The 19,222-nt window shown below is 72.5% G+C and carries 13 protein-coding genes; 4 read left to right on the top strand and 9 right to left on the bottom strand.

Annotated features, from left to right (window positions below; genetic code table 11):
* Positions 1-28 precede the first annotated feature (28 nt).
* Positions 29-2,005, bottom strand: a complete 1,977-nt coding sequence (locus LWJ43_RS28615) for an acetoacetate--CoA ligase (RefSeq protein ID WP_277335066.1) — start codon at positions 2,003-2,005, stop codon at positions 29-31.
* 218 nt (positions 2,006-2,223) lie between these two features.
* On the opposite strand from LWJ43_RS28615, the gene LWJ43_RS28610 reads away from it, so the two are divergent.
* On the top strand, positions 2,224-4,593 hold the full coding sequence (locus LWJ43_RS28610; RefSeq protein WP_277335065.1) for a glycoside hydrolase family 31 protein: 2,370 nt from the start codon (positions 2,224-2,226) through the stop codon (positions 4,591-4,593).
* Here LWJ43_RS28610 and LWJ43_RS28605 read toward each other — a convergent pair.
* Positions 4,584-5,081, bottom strand: coding sequence for an NUDIX domain-containing protein (locus LWJ43_RS28605; RefSeq protein WP_277335064.1), 498 nt, complete (start codon positions 5,079-5,081; stop codon positions 4,584-4,586). The genes LWJ43_RS28610 and LWJ43_RS28605 overlap by 10 nt on opposite strands.
* Positions 5,082-5,141: 60 nt before the next feature.
* Here LWJ43_RS28605 and LWJ43_RS28600 point away from each other — a divergent pair, with 60 nt between their 5' ends.
* Positions 5,142-5,948, top strand: a complete 807-nt coding sequence (locus tag LWJ43_RS28600; RefSeq protein ID WP_277335063.1) for a M15 family metallopeptidase — start codon at positions 5,142-5,144, stop codon at positions 5,946-5,948.
* A 116-nt stretch (positions 5,949-6,064) separates the two neighbouring features.
* The gene (locus LWJ43_RS28595; protein ID WP_277335062.1) at positions 6,065-6,412 is read left to right on the top strand and encodes an Mpo1-like protein; all 348 of its coding nucleotides are present in this window, start codon (positions 6,065-6,067) and stop codon (positions 6,410-6,412) included.
* Positions 6,413-6,540: 128 nt separating this feature from the next.
* Here LWJ43_RS28595 and LWJ43_RS28590 read toward each other — a convergent pair whose 3' ends face one another.
* Genes LWJ43_RS28590 through LWJ43_RS28575 form a run of 4 tightly spaced genes read right to left on the bottom strand, consistent with a single transcriptional unit; the run spans position 6,541 to position 10,812 of the window.
* On the bottom strand, positions 6,541-7,146 hold the full coding sequence (locus LWJ43_RS28590) for a GTP-binding protein (protein WP_277335061.1): 606 nt from the start codon (positions 7,144-7,146) through the stop codon (positions 6,541-6,543).
* Positions 7,127-7,564, bottom strand: a complete 438-nt coding sequence (locus LWJ43_RS28585) for a DUF742 domain-containing protein (RefSeq protein ID WP_277335060.1) — start codon at positions 7,562-7,564, stop codon at positions 7,127-7,129. Before LWJ43_RS28585 ends, LWJ43_RS28590 begins: the two co-directional genes overlap by 20 nt.
* A 9-nt stretch (positions 7,565-7,573) precedes the next feature.
* Positions 7,574-8,017: a roadblock/LC7 domain-containing protein gene (locus tag LWJ43_RS28580; RefSeq protein ID WP_277335059.1), complete on the bottom strand. Its 444-nt coding sequence runs from the start codon at positions 8,015-8,017 to the stop codon at positions 7,574-7,576.
* A complete protein-coding gene (locus tag LWJ43_RS28575) occupies positions 8,014-10,812 on the bottom strand; it encodes a sensor histidine kinase (protein ID WP_277335058.1) in 2,799 nt (932 codons plus the stop codon). Before LWJ43_RS28575 ends, LWJ43_RS28580 begins: the two co-directional genes overlap by 4 nt.
* 509 nt (positions 10,813-11,321) lie before the next feature.
* Here LWJ43_RS28575 and LWJ43_RS28570 point away from each other — a divergent pair.
* Positions 11,322-11,789 carry a hypothetical protein gene (locus tag LWJ43_RS28570; RefSeq protein WP_462100915.1) on the top strand — a complete coding sequence of 156 codons (468 nt, stop codon included), beginning with the start codon at positions 11,322-11,324 and terminating at the stop codon, positions 11,787-11,789.
* Positions 11,790-11,809: 20 nt separating this feature from the next.
* On the opposite strand, the gene LWJ43_RS28565 is transcribed toward LWJ43_RS28570, so the two are convergent.
* From LWJ43_RS28565 to LWJ43_RS28555, 3 genes are all read right to left on the bottom strand, one after another.
* The gene (locus LWJ43_RS28565) at positions 11,810-16,594 is read right to left on the bottom strand and encodes a coiled-coil domain-containing protein (RefSeq protein ID WP_277335057.1); all 4,785 of its coding nucleotides are present in this window, start codon (positions 16,592-16,594) and stop codon (positions 11,810-11,812) included.
* 82 nt (positions 16,595-16,676) lie between these two features.
* Positions 16,677-17,588 carry a hypothetical protein gene (locus LWJ43_RS28560; RefSeq protein WP_277335056.1) on the bottom strand — a complete coding sequence of 304 codons (912 nt, stop codon included), beginning with the start codon at positions 17,586-17,588 and terminating at the stop codon, positions 16,677-16,679.
* 64 nt (positions 17,589-17,652) lie between these two features.
* Positions 17,653-19,179, bottom strand: coding sequence for a hypothetical protein (locus LWJ43_RS28555; protein ID WP_277335055.1), 1,527 nt, complete (start codon positions 19,177-19,179; stop codon positions 17,653-17,655).
* Between the last annotated feature and the right edge of the window lie 43 nt (positions 19,180-19,222).

Raw genomic sequence — 19,222 nt, 5'->3', positions numbered from 1 at the left:
GGACTGACAGCGGCTGCCGACGGCCCGATCAGTGGCGTTCGCGGGCCAGGTCCTCGTAGAAGTGGAGGAGTTCGAGGTTGTCGACGGATCCCGGGTTGACCGCCTTGGCCAGGGCTGTTCCCTGGAGGAGTCGCTTGACCGGAACCTCGATGCGCTTGCCGGTGAGGGTGTGCGGGATGCCGGGGACCTCGATGACTTCGTCCGGGACATGACGGGGTGAGAGGTTCTCGCGGATCGTCCGCTTGATGCTGTCGCGCAGCTCGTCGTCGAGCGTGGCCCCCTCGGTGAGGTGGACGAACAGGGGCATCCAGTAGCCGCCGTCCGGCTCCTCGATGCCGATGACGAGGGACTCGCGGATCTCGGGGAGCCGCTCGACGGCCTCGTAGATGTCGGCGGATCCCATCCGTACACCCTGCCTGTTGAGGGTGGAGTCGGAGCGGCCGTGGATGACGACCGAGCCGCGCTCGGTGAGGGTGATCCAGTCTCCGTGGCGCCAGACGCCGGGATACATGTCGAAGTAGCTGTCGTGGTAGCGGCGGCCGTCCGGGTCGTTCCAGAACCGGACGGGCATGGACGGCATGGGTGCGGCCACGACGAGCTCGCCGACCTCGCCGGTGAGCGGTTTGCCCGCGGGGTCCCAGGACTGGAGGTCGGTGCCGAGACAGGGGGCCTGGAGCTCGCCGATGTGGACCGGCAGGGTGGGTACCGCGCCGGCGAAGCAGCTGCAGACGTCCGTGCCGCCGCTGACGGAGGCGATCCACAGGTCGTCGGCCACCTCGTCGTGCAGCCAGCGGAAGCCGTCGGGTGGGAGCGGGGAGCCGGTGGTGGCGACGCACTGGACGCGGCTGAGGTCGTGGTCGCGGCCCGGGTGGACCCCTGCTTTCCGGCAGGCCATGACATAGGCGGCCGACGTGCCGAAGAGGGTCGTGCCGGTCTGTTCGGCGACGCGCCACTGCGCGCTGACGTCGGGGTGGCCGGGACTGCCGTCGTACAGCACCACGGTGGTGCCGGTGAGCAGGCCGGAGACGAGGAAGTTCCACATCATCCAGCCGGTGGACGTGTACCAGAAGAAGCGGTCGTCGGGGCCCAGGTCGCAGTGCAGCCCGATCTGCTTGAAGTGTTCGAGGAGGATCCCGCCCTGGGACTGGACGATCGCTTTCGGAAGGCCGGTCGTGCCGGAGGAGTACAGCACCCACAGGGGGTGCGCGAAGGGGACCTGCTCGAAGTCCGGTTCGACGTCGGAGGCGGTGAGCTCCGACCATTCGAGGGTGCCTTCGGGGGCTTCCGTGCCGAGGAGCGGGATGTGGACGACCGCGCGCAGGGTGGGGAGTTCGCGCCGGAGTTCGGCCACGGTGGCGGTGCGGTCGTGTTCCTTGCCGCCGTAGCGGTAGCCGTCGACGGTGAACAGGACGACGGGTTCGACCTGCTGGAACCGGTCCAGGACGCTGCGGGCGCCGAAATCGGGGGCGCAGGAGGTCCAGACCCCGCCCACCGCGGCGGTCGCGAGGAACGCGACGACGGCCTGTGGGATGTTGGGGAGGTATCCACTGACCCGATCGCCCGGGGTGACGCCGAGCGCTCTGAGTTCAGTGGCCAGCGAGGCGACCTGGCGCCGGAGTTCGGACCAGCTGACCGCTGCCTGGGTGTGGGTCTCGTCGACGTACAGCAGGGCGGGGGCGTCCGCCCGGAGCGGGTCGTCGGCGGTGCGCAGGGCGTGCTCGGCGTAGTTGAGGGTGGCGCCGGGGAACCACTGGGCACCGGGCATGGTGCGGTCGCCGATGACGGTTTCGTACGGGGTGGAGAAGCGTACGTCGAACCAGTCGGCCACGGCCTTCCAGAAGGTGTCGAGCTCGTCGACCGACCAGCGGTGCAGTGCCGCGTACCCGCCGTCGGCGGGCGCTCCGTGGTGCTCGGCCGCCCATCGCTGGAAGCGGGTGACGGCGGCGGCCTCGACGCGTTCGGGCTGGGGCTGCCAGAGGGGGGCTTCGCCGGCTGCTGAGGTCATGGAGGCTCCCTGGCCTTTCGGGGTGTACGCGGGGTGTGCGTGCGTCGCGCACGGGCTGGGGTGTGCGCGTGAACGGCTGTCACGGACGATGCCACGTGATCGTCTTGCGCACCAGGGTCCGCCTGCCATGGTTGCGTGTCCGGCTGTGTGGTGGAGCCACAGGTGAACGGAAGCTGAACGGGGCACGCTTCCGTCCGGGCGGATGGCAAGGTGGCCGCATGGATGGTCGTGACCTGATGCGCTCGGTGAGAATGGTCGGTTCCGTACAGGGGATGCGTGCGGTGCGCTCGGCCTGGCGGCACCGGCGTGCGGATGTCCGGGGGCTGGTGCCTCGCGGTGCGGAGCGGGCCCGTGTGCCTGGTCTCCTGGTCGGCGCGGAGCCGGGGCCCGGCGGTGGCGTGGTGCGGTTCGCCCGCTCGGAACTGGTGATCCGGGTGGCGGTGGGCGGAGCGGTGTTCTGGTCGTGGGACGGCGTCGGGCCGCTTCCCTCGTACGCCTTGCCGGGTGCCGCGCCGGAGGCAGATCCGCGGGCGTGTCTGGAGCCGGACACGAACGGCGGCTGGCAGGTGGTGTCGGAGCGGCTGACGGTGGTCGTTTCGCGGCTCGGGGCGGTGGAACTGCGTACGCCGGGTGGGGTGCTGTTGCGCCGGGAGCTGCCGCCGCGCTGGTGGGAGCCGGTGGAGGGCGGTGGGGCGCGGTGGGTGCAGCGCTCCGAGGTTCCGGCCGACGCGCGGTTCTTCGGGCTGGGCGGGCGTTCCGGGGGGCCGAGGCTGCGGGAGGGCACGTACCGGCTGTGGAACACCGATCCGGGCGGGCGTTTCGGTCCGGGGGACGATCCGCTGTACCTGACGATGCCGGTGCAGGTCGTGGTCTCCGACGCGGGGACGCATCTGGTGTTCCACGACAACTCGTGGTCGGGCGGGGTGACGCTCCGGGAGGGCGAGGAGGGTGCCGGTTCGGGGCACGACCGGCCCGGTACGTGTGAGGTGCGGATGGACGGGGGTCCGCTGCGCTGCTGGGTGGTCGTGGGTACGCCTGCCCGGGTTCTCCAGGGCTGGACGGGACTGACGGGGGCACCGGCGCTGCCGCCGTCGTGGGCGCTCGGTCCGCAGCACGCGCGATGGGGGTTCGGGAGCGAGCAGGAGGTGCGGCGGATCGTCGCGGGATACCGGGACAGGGGGTTGCCCCTGTCGGTGCTGCATCTGGACATCGACCACTACGACGCGCACCAGGTGTTCACGGTCGACCCGGAGCGGTTCCCCGGTCTTCCGCGGCTGGCGAAGGAGCTGCGTGAGGAAGGTGTGCGGCTGGTGTCGATCGTCGACCCGGCCGTGCGGGCGTCGGCGGGCAACGCGGTGTTCGACAGCGGCATGGAGGTCGGTGCGGAGGGTGCCTTCGTCCGGGATCCGCAGGGCCGGCCGGTGCTGGGTGAGGTGTGGCCGGGCGAGTGCGTCTATCCGGACTTCACCGATCCGCTGGTGCGGGAGTGGTGGGGCGGGCTGTACGAGGAACGGCTCGGCCAGGGGTTCGCCGGGGTGTGGCACGACATGAACGAGCCGGTGTCGTTCTCGGCCTTCGGGGACCCGTCGCTGCCGCGTTCGTCGAGGCACGCGCTGGAGGGGCGGGGCGGGGACCACCGGGAGGCGCACAACGTGTACGCCCTGGCGATGGCGAGGGCCGGGTACGAGGGGCTGCGGCGGCTGCGGCCCGAGGAGCGGCCGTTCCTGTTCTCCCGTTCGGGGTGGGCGGGCATGCAGCGGTACGGCGGTACCTGGTCGGGAGATGTGGCCACGGGGTGGCCCGGGCTCCGGGCCTCGCTGGCCCTGGTGCTGGGGCTGGGACTCTGCGGGGTGCCGTATTCGGGGCCCGATGTGGGCGGGTTCGACGGTTCGCCGTCTCCCGAGCTGTATCTGCGCTGGTTCCAGCTGGGCGCGTACATGCCGTTGTTCCGCACGCACGCGGCCATCGACGCGGGGCGCCGGGAGCCCTGGGAGTTCGGGCCGGAGGTGCTCGTGCACGCCGGGCGGGTGCTGGAGGAGCGGGAACGGCTGCTTCCCTATTTCGTGACGCTGGCGCAGCTGGCCCGGCTGACGGGTGCGCCGTATGTGCGGCCGCTGTGGTGGGGTGCGTCGGGGGACCGCGAGCTGCGGGACTGCGAGGACGCATTCCTGCTGGGTGACGCGCTGCTGGTCGCCCCGGTGCTGGAGGAGGGAGCCGTCCGCAGGTCGGTGCGGCTGCCGCGCGGGCGCTGGTACGACACGGCGACGGGACGGGCGTTCGACGGCCCTGGTCAGGTGGTGGTGGAGGCGCCGCTGTCACGGATCCCGGTGCTGGCACGGGCCGGGGCGGTGATCCCGGTGCGGAGCCCGGAGGGGGCACTGGAACTGGAGGTGTGGGCTCCGGCTGCCGGGCGTGCCGGGGGCGGGCTGGTCGTGCGGGACGTGGGTGACGGGTGGGAGCGGGCTGAGGTGGAGCGCTACACCTCGCGCATCGGTGCCGGGCGTGTGGTGGTAGAGCGGGACGGCGAGGAGGAGTCGGTGCCGTATCCGGTGCGTGTACGGGGGCTGCCGGGCGCCGCTCAGCCGTAGGCGCCGGAGAACCAGGCGTGTACGGCCCGGGTGTGCAGGGGGAAGGCGAGTTCGCCCGGGGTGCGCAGTACGTCGTATCCCGAGGTCTCGTCCGTCGGTGCGGAGGGCGGTAGTTCGGAGGCGGGCCGCGGCGGGAGCAGTCCGAAGAGAAGCAGGTGGCCGTCCGGGGAGCTCAGGGCGTCGGCGAGGCGTACGTCGGCCCCGTGGGCCCGGATGCCCGTCTCCTCGCGCAGTTCGCGCACGACGGCGTGGCGCCAGTCCTCGGTCTCGTCGATGTAGCCGCCTGGCAGCGCGGTTCCGCCCCGGTGCGGTGGGATGGTGCGGGTGATGACGACGAGGCCGGTGCCCTGTGCTTCGGTGACGGGCAGCAGGGCCACGGCGACGGGGAGAGGGTTGCGATAGGCGGTGCGACCGCATTCCGTGCAGGTGCGCGGCCAGGTGCCGGAGGCGTACGGGGACCCGCAGTAGCCGCAGTGGGAGTCCTTCACGGGCGGACTGTATCCGATCGCTCTTCTCCTGCGGCGCCGAAGCTGATAGACGGTGTGCCCATGACAGGAATTGCTCGTACCCTCCGCGCCCTTGCCGCCGCCGGCGCCGCTCTGCTCGCCGTGACCGCCGCCGCCCCGGCCGCCGCGGCCAGGCCCGAACCCAAGGCTCCGCCGGAGTTCGTCGACCTGCGCTCCGTCGATCCGACGATCATCACGGAGATGCGCTACACGACCGCGCACAACTTCATGGGTGAGCCGGTGGACGGCTACCGGCAGCCCGTCTGCATCCTGACCAGGCCCGCGGCTCTCGCGCTGCGCACGGCCCAGCGGAGCCTCCTGCGTCAGGGCTACTCGCTCAAAGTGTACGACTGCTACCGGCCGCAGCGCGCCGTCGACCACTTCGTGCGCTGGGCGAAGGACCTCGACGACCAGGCCATGAAGGACGAGTTCTATCCGCTGGTCGACAAGACGCGGCTGTTCGAGGACGGTTACATCGCGGAGAAGTCCGGACACAGCCGGGGCGGCACGGTCGACCTCACCCTGGTGAAGCTGCCGGCGCTGCCGACCCGGCCGTACGAGCCGGGCGAGGAACTGGCACCGTGCTACGCGCCGAGGAGCGAGCGCTTCCCGGACAACTCGGTGGACATGGGTACGGGGTACGACTGCTTCGACACCCTGTCGCACACGGACGACCCCCGGGTGCAGGGGGCGCAGCGCGCCAACCGGCAGTTCCTCAAGTCGACGCTCACGGGCCTGGGTTTCGTGAACCTCGCGGAGGAGTGGTGGCACTTCACCTACAAGCCCGAGCTCTTCCCCGACACGTACTTCGACTTCCCGGTGGCACGGCGCTCCGTCGCGGGGCACTGAGACCCGGCGGACGAACGGGCGACCGGGACCACCCCCGTGGGCTCCGGCCGCCCGTTCTCCTTCTCCGACGCGGAACTGCCGTGTCCGGTTGCCGGCCCAGCCGTTACGGTGCCCTCATGTCTCAGCAGACGTTCGATTCGTATGAAGAGTTCTGGCCGTACTACGTCGCCATGCACTCGAGGGCGGCGACCCGGTGGATCCATCTGACCGGGACCCTGACCGGCCTCGCGGTCACCACGTACGGTCTGGCGCGCGGCCGCAAGCGGTACGCCCTGGCCCTGCCCCTGATCGGGTACGGGACCGCGTGGCCGGCGCACTTCCTCATCGAGAAGAACAATCCGGCGACGTTCGGGAACCCCGCGTGGTCGCTGCGCGGCGACGTGCAGATGATCCGGATGATGCTCACCGGCCGGGACGCCGAGCTCGCCGAGACCGCCGCCGAGTGGCTCGCCGAGAACCGGTGACCTCACGGTGCGCGCAGGGTTGACGGGTCGTCACCCCGGGTGAAGACTCCTTCCACGTCCGCCCCCCGCACCGTACGCGCGGTCCGTACCCCGGTCGGCGGGGGTACGGGCCGCGTCCGGTGCGGATCTCAGGTCCCGGCGGGCTCCCGGACCCGGTCGGCACGCACCAGCGCGTGTTCCACGACCGCGACGAGTACGTCCCGCACGGAGGCCTTGTCGCGCGCGTCGCAGATCAGCACGGGCACCTCGGGATCGAGGTCGAGCGCGGCCCGGACCGTCTCCGTCGGGAACCGCTCGGCGCCCTCGAAGAGGTTGACGGCGACCGTGAACGGGATCGACCGGCGCTCGAAGTAGTCGACGGCCGCGAAGCAGTCCTCCAGCCGCCGGGTGTCCGCGAGGACCACCGCGCCCAGGGCGCCTTGGGCCAGCTCGTCCCAGAGGAACCAGAAGCGGTCCTGGCCGGGGGTGCCGAACAGATAGAGGACGAGGTCCTCGCGCAGGGTGATGCGGCCGAAGTCCATGGCGACGGTCGTGGTGCTCTTGCCCTCGACCCCGGCCACGTCGTCGACGGGACGGCCCGCCTCGCTCAGCCTCTCCTCCGTGCGCAACGGTCTGATCTCGCTGACCGCTCCCACCAGCGTCGTCTTGCCCACTCCGAAGCCGCCCGCCACCAGAATTTTCAGGGTAACGGGCTCGACGGGCCGCTTCCGGCGGCTAGAGCGCCCGAAGGCCATTGATCACCTCGCGAAGAATGCTCACATCCGGCAGCTCGGCCGGCGGAACGGGACGGGTGACGTGCACCAGTTCGTCCTCGACGAGGTCACCGACCAGGACCCTGACCACCCCGACGGGGAGGTCCAGTCCTGAGGCGAGTTCGGCGATCGACTGGGGCATGTCGCTGCACAGTTCGACGATCTCCACGTGTTCCGGGGAGAGCGTCTGGTCCCGGCCGGGATCGTCGGCCACCGGTTCCGGGACGACGAGCGCGATCAGGTCGAGACGATGGCGGGACGCGCTGCTGGTACGCCCCCGGGTCATCGCGTAGGGCCGGACCACCGGACCCGCTTCGGCGTCGTACCAGCGCGAGGAGCCCGCTTCGGCGGAAACGGGCGGTGATCCGGGCGCGGTGTCCCGGACGGAGTCAGCGCTCATCCCCTCGCCTCACCCTCCGGCGGGCAGACCGGTGGTCCGGGGGGCGTTGGCCAGGTGGACCCCCACGCGCTTGACCATCAGGGTCATCTCGTAGGCCACCTGTCCGACGTCCGAGTCCGACTCCGCCAGGACGGCGAGGCAACTGCCGTCACCCGCAGCCGTGACGAAGAGGAAGGCCTCGTCGAGTTCCACCACCGTCTGCCGGACGCGGCCGGCGTCGAAGTGGCGGCCGACCCCCTTGGCGAGGCTGTGGAATCCGGAGGCGACGGCAGCCAGGTGCTCGCTGTCCTCGCGGGTCAGGTCCTGGGACGTTCCGGTGGCGAGGCCGTCGCTGGAGAGCACCAGCGCCTTGCGGATGCTCGCGACGCGCTCGACCAGTTCGTCGAGGAGCCAGTTGAGTTCGCCTGAGCCCTGGCGTGCGGCGTTGTGTGCTGCTGCGTTCGGTGCGGTCATCGACCGTCCCCTCCCGGAGTGGTTCCTGGTGCTGTCTCGCCGGGGCCGGTCACGTCCTCGGCGTTCTGCCGACGGCCGCGCTGCCAGCCGCGTTGTAGCGAGGCCATGCGATTGCGTACTTCGTCCGCGTCACGTTCGAGGTCGTCGTCGGTGTCCGCGGGGGCCTGGCCGGAAGTCCGGCCAGCGGAGTCCTCCCGGAGCTGTGGGGCGAGACTGGCCTGCCGGACCCTGCGCGGGAGGCCGCCCACCGTGTCCGACGCCGAGAGCCGGGACGCGGGCCTGAGCCGCACCGGGGCCTCGTCGGATGTGGACGCTCCCGGGCCCGGCTCCGTCGTCCCGCCCGAGCCGGCGGCCGGGGGGAACCCCTCGGGTGTGCCGTGGTGGGAACGGCCCGCGTCGCCGATGCGGCGGCCCTGGTCGCTGACGAGCGTCGGCGGCTTGCGGCGCGGCAGGGGGACGGGCCCTGCGGGCCGCATCGGCCGGACGTCCGCGGAGCGGCCGTCGGACGCGTCGAAGGCCTGCTGGTGCTGCTCCCTGTCGGCTTCCCTGCGCAGGTCGCGGGCCCGGAAGATGCCGCCCCGCTCGCTCTCGGTGTCCTCCAGGTCGGACACACCGTCGAGGACGGGGCCGAGAGCCGGATCGAGCTCCCTGTCCCGTGCCGGGTCGGTGAACCCGAGTGTGCCCACCGGGCCTTCGAGTTCGACGGGACCGTCCAGCACGGACGGGTCGGTGAGGCCCGTGGGGACCGGGGAGAGTCCGGAGGGCCTGCCCGGGACGTCCGGGGCCGCGATGCCGTCCCTGCGGGCCTTGTCGCTGCCGGGCGCGTCCCTGCCCGGCCTGCCGCCGCCGATGGCCTTCTCGGCCCGCCGGTCGAGACGGAAGCCGGTGCCGTGCGTGTCGGGGGCCTCGGTGAGCAGCTGCGCCGGGATGAAGACGACCGCGGTCGTCCCTCCGTACGGTGAGGTCTGCAGCGACACCCTGACGTTCTGCCGCTGGGCGAGCCGGCTGACGACGAAGAGGCCGAGCCGGTCGGTGTCGGAGAGTTCGAAGTCGGGTGTCTCCGCGAGCCGCAGGTTGGCGTCCAGGAGGACTTCGGGCGCCATGCCGAGGCCGCGGTCGTGGATCTCCAGGGTGAAGCCGTTGGCGACCCGTTCGCCGTGCACCTGGACCGCGGTGTGCGGGGGCGAGAACACCGTGGCGTTCTCCAGCAGTTCCGCGATCAGGTGGGTGAGGTCGGCGACGGCCGGACCGCCGACACCGATGCGGGGCAGGCGGCGGACCTCGATGCGCTCGTAGTCCTCCACCTCCGCGACCGCCGCGCGCACCACGTCCATCAGCTGGATCGGCTTGCGCCACTGCCGGGACGGGGCCGCCCCGGAGAGGATCACGAGGCCTTCGGCGTGACGTCGCATGCGGGTGGTGAGGTGGTCGAGGCGGAAGAGGTCGGCGAGCTCGTCGCCGTTCTCGGTGCGCCGCTCCATGCTGTCCAAAAGCGTCAGCTGACGGTGCAGGAGCACCTGGTTGCGTCGTGCCAGGTTGACGAAGACCTCGGACACCCCGCGGCGCATGTCCGCCTGCTTGACCGCGGCTTCGACGGCGGCCCGCTGCAGGGTGTTGAGCGCCTGCCCGACCTGGCCGATCTCGTCGCGCTCGTAGCTGAGGTGGGGGGCTTCGGTCTCGACGTCGACCTGCTCGCCCGCGGCCAGCCTGCGCATCACGCTGGGCAGCCGCACCCCGGACACCTCGTGGGCGTCCTTGCGCAGCCGGGAGAGGTCGCGGATCAGCTCACGTCCCACGCGCACGGACACGAAGACGGAGACGAGCAGGGCGACGAATCCCAGGACTCCGGCGACACCGGCCTGGATCAGGACGCGGTAGCCGGCGGGTTCCGCGCGGTCCTGGAAGCGGTTGGACATCTCGGTGCCGTCGTTGGCCAGGTGCTCCAGGACCGGCGGGGCCACTTCCTCCCAGCGCTCGGAGTCCACGGCACCCGGCTCGGTGATCGGCCCCGCGGCGATGAGCTTCCGCTCCGTGGTCCGCAGCGGCTCGGTCTCGGGGCTGTCCCAGTACTGCTCCATGCGCTCGCGTTCACTTGCCGGCAGGAGCTCGAGGTTGACCTCGTAGAGGAGCGTGCGGCTGGCCGCGAGGTCGGAGACGACGCGGAGTTCGGGGGCGCCGAGGCGTCCCGCGATCAGGCCCGACGCGATCAGGGCGTCCTCGCGGGAGAGCATCTCCCGGGCCCGGGAAATACCGACCAGGGCCCGGACCTGCTTGTCCATCGAGACGTTCTCCATCGAGTGGAGACCGTTCAGGAAGCGGTAGCAGGGGTCGACGAGACCGTTGTAGAAGGCGAGGGCCCTCGTCCGGTCGATGGTGCGCTTCTCGACGGACCCCCGCAGCGCGTCCAGGCCGTCGATCTCGTTGAGTATCGAGTCGAGCTGGGCCTCCGAGTCCGGGCTCAGCCTGTCCCGGATGTCCGTGCTCTTCGCGCTCTGCCTGACGTCGGCCACGACCCTGTCGGTCACGGCGCGCCGGCGGCGCAGAAGGGGGAGGGCGTCCGAGGCCCGGGGATCGGCGAGGAAGACGAGCGTCTGGCGGCGTTCGCCCTGGACGGCACGGATGGTGTCCTCCAGCGGGTGGCCGACCTGCTCCACGATGGCGCCTGCACCCATCAGCTCGCCGGCCTCACGGCCGGTGACGTAGGTGGCGAAGACCCAGAGGCCCGTCAGGGACGCGAGCGGCACCAGGAGCAACGCCACGATCTTCCTGCGGATGGACTTCCCGCGAAAGCGCATGGCCTCCCCCAGCTCGGCCCCGCACCGCGGGGGTGTTCGTGTCGGCGTTCCGGGTGGTTCCGGCTGCCCGGTCTTCCTGGTCGTTCCGGCGTTCCTGCCGCGGTGCACCGGGCGTCCGCCCGTGTTCCGTCAACAAACGGCGCGAGCCTACTACTGACTCCCTGGTAACTCGAAGGCGTGTCCGGACGATTTCCGGCCGCTCTTTCCTGAGTTGTTCACCAGTTGTCCCGGTATTCCCAGCGAAGAAGTTCGCGAAAGCGACAGAGAATCGCTGGCCGAACGCGGTTCATCCTCACACGGCAGTTGGCTGGAATTCTTCGTTCCCTGACCTTTCGGGGCCGGTTGATGCCTCTCGGCGGGAATCTTCACGGCCTTGCGTTCGTCCGTACGTACGGGGCAGAAGAACCTCACGGGGGTACGTGCGACAGGCGAACGCCTCGGTCCGCGTAGAACGGGCGCGAGGCGGGAAGCCACCCCTGGTGTCGGACACTGATGGGGAGTTGAGGTCCTTGGACACGGATGAGCGCCGGGGGACGACGGGATCGTCGGCGGCCGGCGCGTCACCGGCTGCCATGGCCGGTGCCCGGATCCCGCGGCAGTTGTGGGTCGAGGAACCCGCGGTGCGGCGGAGAATGCCGGATCCTGTGAGGACCGCCGCCGTGCGAGCCGTTCTCGTCATGTCGCTGACCATCATTCAGGCTCTGGTGGCCTTCCTGTGCACACTGGCCGGGTCCTGGCTCGCCTTCCCGATGGTGCTGGGCGGTGTGGCGAGCACCGTGGTGGCGACGTGGTCGGTGCTGGACGTCTGGGTCACCCGTCAGGTGTGGAACCAGCGCAACGGCGTCGTCTCCGTGCCCAGCAGCACGGCGCGGCAGATGCGCCGTGAACGGCGGATCGCCAAGCGCACCGCCCGGGCCCGGGCACGCCGGGAGGCCCGGATACGGCGCCGGGGCGAAGGCAGGCTCTCCCGGGCCTGACCGCCTTTGCCCCGGCTCCCCTAGTGCCTGTCCGAGGCCGGTGCGGAATCCGTGTGCGCATCCGTGCGCGTCTCCGTACGCATCTCCGTACGCATCTCCGTACGCATCTCTGTGCGCATCTCCGGGACGGCGGTCGCCGGTGCGCTGCCGGGCGCTTCCCCGGTCCGCCTGAACATGCGGGTCGCGGTGATCTCGCCGTGGACGGTCTCGCCCTCCGGGTCCTGCTGCGGCAGTCCCGGCCGGAGGTGCTCCTCCACACTGATGTACTTCAGCCCGGCCCGCAGGTCCGCGTCGTTGCGCAGGCGGATGACGAGCGGGAACTCCGCGAGTGCCGTGGTGTCGAACAGCCCGGTCGTGTACAGCAGCTGGACGCCCAGGGCATCGGAGACCGCGCGCTGCAACTCCAGCAGGTACGTGGCGTTGGCGCGGCCGATGGGGTTGTCGAGGAAGAGCGTGCCGGCGTGCCGGTGCCGGTCGCGGCCCCTGTCGTTGCTGCGCAGGGCCGCCATCGTGCAGTACAGGGCGATCGCGGCGGTGAGCAGCTGGCCGCCCGAGAAGACGTCGCCCATCTGCCCGACCGGGACGCGCTCGGCGCGGAGCACCGCGTCCGGCTTGAGGATCTCCACGGCGATGCCCTTGGGCTGGAGTGCCGCCTGCACACCGCGCAGCAGGAGGGACATGCCGTCCCTGCGCAGGTCGGAGTTCTTCTTGAGGGCCGCGTGCGTGGCCTCGTCGATGACCTCGCCGAGCCTCTCGGTGAGCGTGGCCTGGTCAGGTTCCTCGAAGCGGATCCGCAGGAATTCCTGGCCGGACCACTCCCCCAGCCCCTCGGGAAGCTGCGAGAGCCTCTGCGCTGAGCGGAGCGTCGTGAGGGCCGACTCGACCAGGCCGCGGAGCCGGTCGACGATGGATTCGCGGTTGCGCTCCAGCTGGGCCAGTTCGTCGGTGAGCACCCGCAGCCTGGGCGCGAAGGCAGCGGCCCACTTCTCGGCGTGGTCCGGCAGGGCGGCGGCGGGGAGCTCCCGGATCTGCTGGCGGGCCGGAGTGCGGACCTGTTCGTAGCGGGTGGAGTTGGCGTGCCGTACGAGGACGTCGCTCGCCTCGCGTACGGAACTCTCCGCCGCGGACAGGTCGGTGGCGCAGCCCCGCAGTGAACGGCGCGCTTCGGCGGCGGACTGCCTGGCCTCCTCCAGAGTGCCCGCGTAGGGGTCGGGCGACTCGGTCTCCTCCTCCTGACCGTGGTCCCTGAGCAGGTCGCGCAGGAGGGCGGCGGTCTCGTCGAAGCCGCTCGCGGAGTCCTCGGCGGTGCGGTGGGCGCGCAGCAGCTCGGCGTGGGCCGCGCGGGCGGTCTCCAGCGCCTCGGTGGCGGAGGCGAGTTCGGCCGTCGCCGTACGGAGCCGGGTCTGCGCCTGGTCGGCGTCGGCCGGGGCCAGATCGGCGGGCAGCTCGGTGTGATGGGGCGCCTCGTCGGCGGGGGCGAGCCGTTCGGCCTCACCGCGCAGCCGGCCGAGCTGCTCGCTGGCCGTCGACGCGCGCGTCTCCAGGAGCTGGACCAGCGACTCGGCGCGGGCGGACGCCGCCTGCCGGGAGGGCCCGTCGGCTCCGTCGGTCCCTTCGAGGAGCTGGGCCGCGCGGGTACGGACCTTGTTGGTGAGGCGGTCGAGTTCGGCGAGCGCGGCGCTCTCGTCGCTCTCGGCGCGGGCCTGCTCGGCGCGCAGGTCCGCGCCGACCCCCACCTTCTCGTACAGCTGGGAAGCCGCCCGGTACGCCTCGCGGAGGGCCGGCAGGGAGGTGCGTACGGCGGAGGCGTCCGGTTCCGGCAGGGTTTCCGGGGCGCCCGCGATCTCGGCGCGCTCGGCGCGCAGGGCACGGGCGGTACGGTGCGCGTCGTCAGCGGCACGCTGAGCGGCCCGGCGGTCCTCGTCGGCGGCGCGTGCCCTCTCGAGGTACGCCGTGGCGCGTGCCTCGGACTCGGCCGCCTCGTCGGTCAGTTCCCTCAGCCTCGCCTGCCAGCCCGCACGGTCGCGGAGCCGGTGCGCGAGTCCGGCGAGCGCGTCCGCGGCGCGGCGGGCGCGCTGCGCCGCCTCCTGCCGTTCGTCGCGCACCCGCGCGGCGTCGGCGGCCGCCTCGTCGGCTTCCGCGCGCACGGTGCGGGCCTCGGCGAGTGCGGCTTCCGCGGCCTCCGCGGAGGCGCGGGCCGTGCGGGCGGCCTCACCGAGCTCGCCGAGCATCCCGGGCGGGCAGTCGGCGCGCCAGGAGCCGATGCGGGCGGCGAGGGAGCGGTCTGCGGTGAGCCGGGACGCGAGCGCCCTGATGTCCTCGTCGCGTGCCGCGGCCCGCTCCCTCAGTGCCTGGCGCTCCTCGTCGGCGGCGTGTTCGTCGTGCATCGCGGGGTTGGGCGGGACGAGGAACACGTCGTCGGCGCCGGCGCCGCCGGGCGTCGGCACGGGTGCGAGGAGGGCCGCGGTGGTGCCTACGGCCACAGCCGACCGCGGCAGCAGGGCGGCTGCGGCCAGGACCTCTCGGGCTCGGTTGTGCGCGTCCGGGTCGGTGATGACGACGCCGTCGACGAGTTCGGGCCGCGCGGCCAGGACCGCCGCGTGGTCGGCGGGGTCCACGGCCTGCGCCAGGTAGCGCCAGCCGGGCAGGGCCGGGATGCCGTGCTCACCGAGGAATTCGACGGTGGCGAGGACGTCGGGCCCGGGGGGCAGCAGTCCCCCGTCGCCGAGGGCGCCGAGGATGCGGGAGTCGTCGGCGGCCGCGGTGCGCAGATCGAAGAGCCTGCGTTCGGCGGCGGTGACGCCCTGGTCGAGGAGTTCCCTCAGCTGGTCGGCACCCGCGTCGAACTCCTCGGCCGTGAGGGGCTGTGCGTCGCCGGGAGCCGCTTCGTGCGCGCCGCCCCCGGTGTCGTCCGTCCCGGCGGCGGCGCGGCGGGGCCGTGGGACGCCCGCTCCGGCTGCGGTGGGCAGGCCCAGCAGGTCGGTGAGCCTGCGTTCGGCGGCGATCGACTCCGCGGCCCTGCGCTCGGCCTCGTAGGACTGTTCCGCGGCCTGTGCGGCGTCGGCGGCGCGGGCCGCGGCGAGCTCGGTGCGGCTCTCCGCGGCCCCTGCTTCCCGGGCCGTGTCGGCGGTGGCGCGGGCGGCTTCCCGCGCGGTGTCCCAGGCGGCGACGGCGGCCTGTTCGGCGTCGTTCGCGGCGAGGGCCGCGCGGGCCGGGTCGGCGTCCGGCGCTGTGTCGTCGAGCCAGCCGGCCTGTACGGCCTCGGCGGTCTCCTGCTCGACCTCGGCGAGGCGCTGGCGCAGGTGCCCGGCCTCGCTGCGGGCGCGCTGCGCCTCGGTGGCGGCGGTGGTGGCGTCCCGGTGTGCCGTTTCCCCGGTGGACTGGAGGGTCGCCGAGCGCTCCTCCTCCTCGTCGGCCACCCGCTCCCCCGCCTCGGCGGCGGTGTGCAGGGCTCGTACGAGGTCCGCGGCGGCCGTGGCGCGTGCGGCGAGGGCGGGGGCCGCGTCGCGCTCGGCCTCCCGGATGGCGACGGCGACGCGGGCGGAGCGGTCCGCGGCGGCCCGGTGGCGCAGGACCGCTTCGGCGGCCTGCCAGGCGGAGTGCAGGGTGCGTGCCTCGCCCAGCTCACGGCGCTGGGCGGCCGCGCTCTTCTCGGCGGCGGTCAGGGCCAGCGAGGCGTGCCGGTAGGCCAGTTCGGCCGCGATCAGGTCCCGGTGGCCACGGGTGGCCTCGGCCTCGGTGACGGTGTGGGCGGCGGCCGTGACCTGCTGGGCGAGCTCACCGGTGCGGCCGCGTTCCTCGGCGGCCCGGCCGGAGAGCCTGCGGGCGAGGGTGCGGGTGCGCCGCTCGGCACCGGCGTGGACGTCGCGGCTGCGTGCCCTGGTCGCGGTGGCCTCGACGATCCGGCCGAGCAGGTCGACGGAACCGGCGGTGAAGTCGCGTTCGGCCGTGAGCTCGGCGCGGCGGCCTAGCTTGTTGCCGAAGCCGCTGACGAGGTCGGCGAGACCGTCCGTGTCGCGGGTGTCGGTGACGGCCCGCAGCAACAGGTCGGTGAAGTCGGAGTCCTTCTTGACGGCGAAGAGACCGGCGGCCTCACCCTCGTCGGCGTTCATCTCCCGCTGGTAGCGGAAGAGTTCGGGGTCGAGCCCGAGGTCGCCGAGGTGTTCGTTCCAGCGGTCGTGGATCTCCTCCCAGTGCACGTCGAGGTGCGGGTAGAACTTTCCGGCGTCCGTGAGGGCGTCGCGGAAGCCCTTCATGGTGCGGCGCCTGCCCCGCGCGGCCGACACCCCTTCGGCGGGCCGGCCCACCGCGCTGGCCTCGGCGACGGGGAGGCTGTCGAGGCTGAGGCCCGGCCCCGGGCGGAAGCTGTACCAGGCCTCGGCGAACTTGCGCGGGTCGTTGGAGACCTGACGGCCGCGCCATTCGCTGACCTTGCCCACGACGACGCATTCGCCGGTGAGCGTGTGCTGCCACTCCAGGGCGACGTGCCCGCAGTCGTCGGCGAGGAGGAACTTGCGCAGCACGCCGGAGCTGGCTCCGCCCAGTGTGTTGCGGTGCCCCGGCAGCATCACCGAGAAGATCAGCTTGAGCAGGACGGACTTGCCGCCGCCGTTCTCGAGGAACAGCACACCGGCCGGCGCCGGTCGGCGCGGCGGGCCGACGGGCTCGTCCTCGAAGAACTCCGCCTGGGCCGGGGCGGGCCTGGGCACGGGCTCACCGACTCCGCGCAGGTCCAGCACGGTGTCGGCGTAGCGCGCACCGGCGGGCCCGATGGAGTAGAGGCGGACCCGGGACAACTCGTACATGGCGGCGGACTCTCGTCGTTCAGGCGGGGCGGGCGGGAAGGCGGGCGGCTGCGGCAGCCGTTGCGGTTCGGGGCCGGGCGGTTCAGGAGTGGAAGGGGAGGCCCGCGTCGGCGGCCAGTTCCAGGCCTTCGGTGTCGGGCGGGGGAAGCAGGGTGGCCGAACCGTCCGTGACGGGGACGACTCCGAGCTCCAGCAGTTCGGCCATGGCGGCGCTGCCCGCCATGTCGCGCACCTGGAGCTGGTAGCGGGCCGTGGTGCGGTAGGCGCCGCCCGCGTCGTCCCCGGTGCGCTGGAGGAAACCCGAGTCGGTGAGGAAGGCGACGGCCTTGCCGATGATGCCGGTCGTCGAACCGGCGAGCCTGCGGGCGTCCTTGGTCGCTCCGGTGGAGCTGCGGCGGGCGTAGACCCGCCACCCCGCTTCCAGGCCGGGGGCGTCGGTGGCGGGGTCGGTGTTGTCGCCGTGTTCCTCCGCGCGCTCCTCCAGGCGGTGGCAGGCCTGCCGGACGAACGCGTCGACGCCGTTCACCGTGATGCGGCCGATGTAGGAGTCGTCGGCGAGGTCCTCGGGCCGGGGGAAGGCCATGGCGGCTACGGCGAGATGGGCGAGGCCGTGCAGGAAGCGGTCGGCGGAGTCGGAGGAGGCGCGGCGGGCGTAGTCGCCCATGCGGACGGCGAAGACCGAGTCCTCTCCGGCGGTCACGGCCATACCGGCGCGGGTGGAGACCTCCAGGACGACGAGCCCGAGGCCGGTGGCGACGGCGTCGGCGAGCCGGGCGAAGGCGGTCTCCTCCCGGTAGCGGCGGAGCAGCTCGGTGTATTCGGCGTCGCGGGCGGGCATCAGCTTCGGCTGCAGTCCGAAGGAGACCAGACGGGCCGCGTCGGCCGCGTCGGCCGGGGTGACAGCGGCGGGAGCGGCCGGCCGTGCGGCGTCGGCCGCGTGCGTGGGGTACGGGTCTCCCCACGCGTCGGTGTGCTCGGCGTGCTGCTCGCTCAACTCTGTGACTCCTCGGTACGGGTGCCGCTCTCCGGCGGCAGGGGGTGGGTGGTGCCGTGGAAGCTCACGAGGCCTCTTTGCGGTCCGCGGCCATGCCCGCCGCGTCCAGCAGGGCCATGCCCACTATCAGGTCGGCTCCGCCGAACTCGTGGTCCTCGAGCGGGGTGCCGTCGTCGACGGCGAAGAGCAGCCGGCGCTCGCCCTGGCGGTAGGCCGTGCCGACCGGCGGGCTGGCGGCGTGGACGGCGAGCAGCGCGACCAGGTAGGGGAGCTCGGGGTCGCGCAGCCGGGCCTCGGCGAGCAGTCCGGAGAGCCGCCGCGGGACGTCGTGGTCCAGATCGAGCAGCTCCATGGCGGCGGCCAGCTGCTCCTCGCTGAACCTGCTGTCGTCCGGGGTCGCGATCAGGTCGGGCTCGGGCATCTCCGCGCCCAGGTGCTCCCGCTCCACCGGGGGCATGAGCAGCAGGTCGACGAGGTCGCCGACACGGACCGAGGTGGGGGTGCGCAGTCCGGCGCCGTGTGCGAAGAAGGCGTCGGTCGCCCGGGTCGCCTGTTCGAGGGGGAGCGGCAGCAGCGGTACGACGAGCTGGCCGTACAGGTCGAGACCCGCCCGCGCGGTGGGGGTGGCGAAGGCCTGCCGGTCCTGTTCGGCCCGGAACAGCGGTCCGGCCTCCAGCAGCCGGGACTGGAGCTGGGTGTGGCGGCGGATGCAGTCCTTGACGATGTCGACGAGTTCGGCTGCGCGGCGCTTGTTCTCGGGTTCCTCGGCCTCGTCCCTGGCCTTGCGGATGTTGGTGAGGATCGCGTTCTCGTGGCGGTAGCGGTCGGCGACGTGGTCGAGGGCCTCCGCGATCATGTCGGGGACGGCGTTGAGCCAGTCGACGGCGCGGACGTTGCGCCGGGTCGCCTCCAGCGTCCTGCGGAGCGTCTCGGCGTACTGCACGGTGCGGTAGCGGGCCTGTTCGGCGGCGAGCTGCGCGTCCGCGAGGCGGCCCCTGCTGACGAGGACCTCCAGCTTCACCTCGGCGGCGATCTGGGCGCTGGTGACGTCCGTGTCCAGGGCGCCGACCAGGACGTTGACCGCTTCGTCGGTGGCGCGGAGGTAGACGGTCCCGCCGTGGCCCGGTACCTCCTCGACGAGTTTGAAGTCGTAGTCGCGGCGGACGTAGACCCCGTCGGGCCCGAAGGTGCCGTAGACGGCGCGGAAGCCGCGGTCCACGCTGCCGACGTTGATCAGGTTCTCCAGGACCCAGCGCGCGACCCGTTCGTGCTCGGTGACGGGCCGGCCGGGTGCCTGGGCGGCCACCCGCGGGAGGAGCCTGGCCACTATCTGGTCGTGGTCGGCGCCGGTGTCGAAGTCCATGTTGAGCGTGACGAGGTCGATGGCGGCGAGGGCGACTTCGGCCATGGCGTAGACCGTGTACTCGCCGGCCAGGTTTGCCTTGCGCACGTCGAGGTCGTGCAGGGGGGCGGTGCAGGCGAGCGCGCGCAGCCGACGCGAGAGCCCCTCATCGGCGGCGGGTCCCGGAGCGGGCCTCGGTCCCGCGCTGAGCTGGGGCGCAGCGGTCTGGGTGTCGGCAGGCGAAGTCACGCTGCACAGATTAGGTCCTCGCACCGACAACGGTCGAAACGGC

This window comes from Streptomyces sp. JH34 (genome assembly GCF_029428875.1).
In the GTDB taxonomy this organism is placed as follows: domain Bacteria; phylum Actinomycetota; class Actinomycetes; order Streptomycetales; family Streptomycetaceae; genus Streptomyces.
Note: the sequence above shows the minus strand (reverse complement) of the source record. Positions and strands in the feature narration are given on the sequence as shown.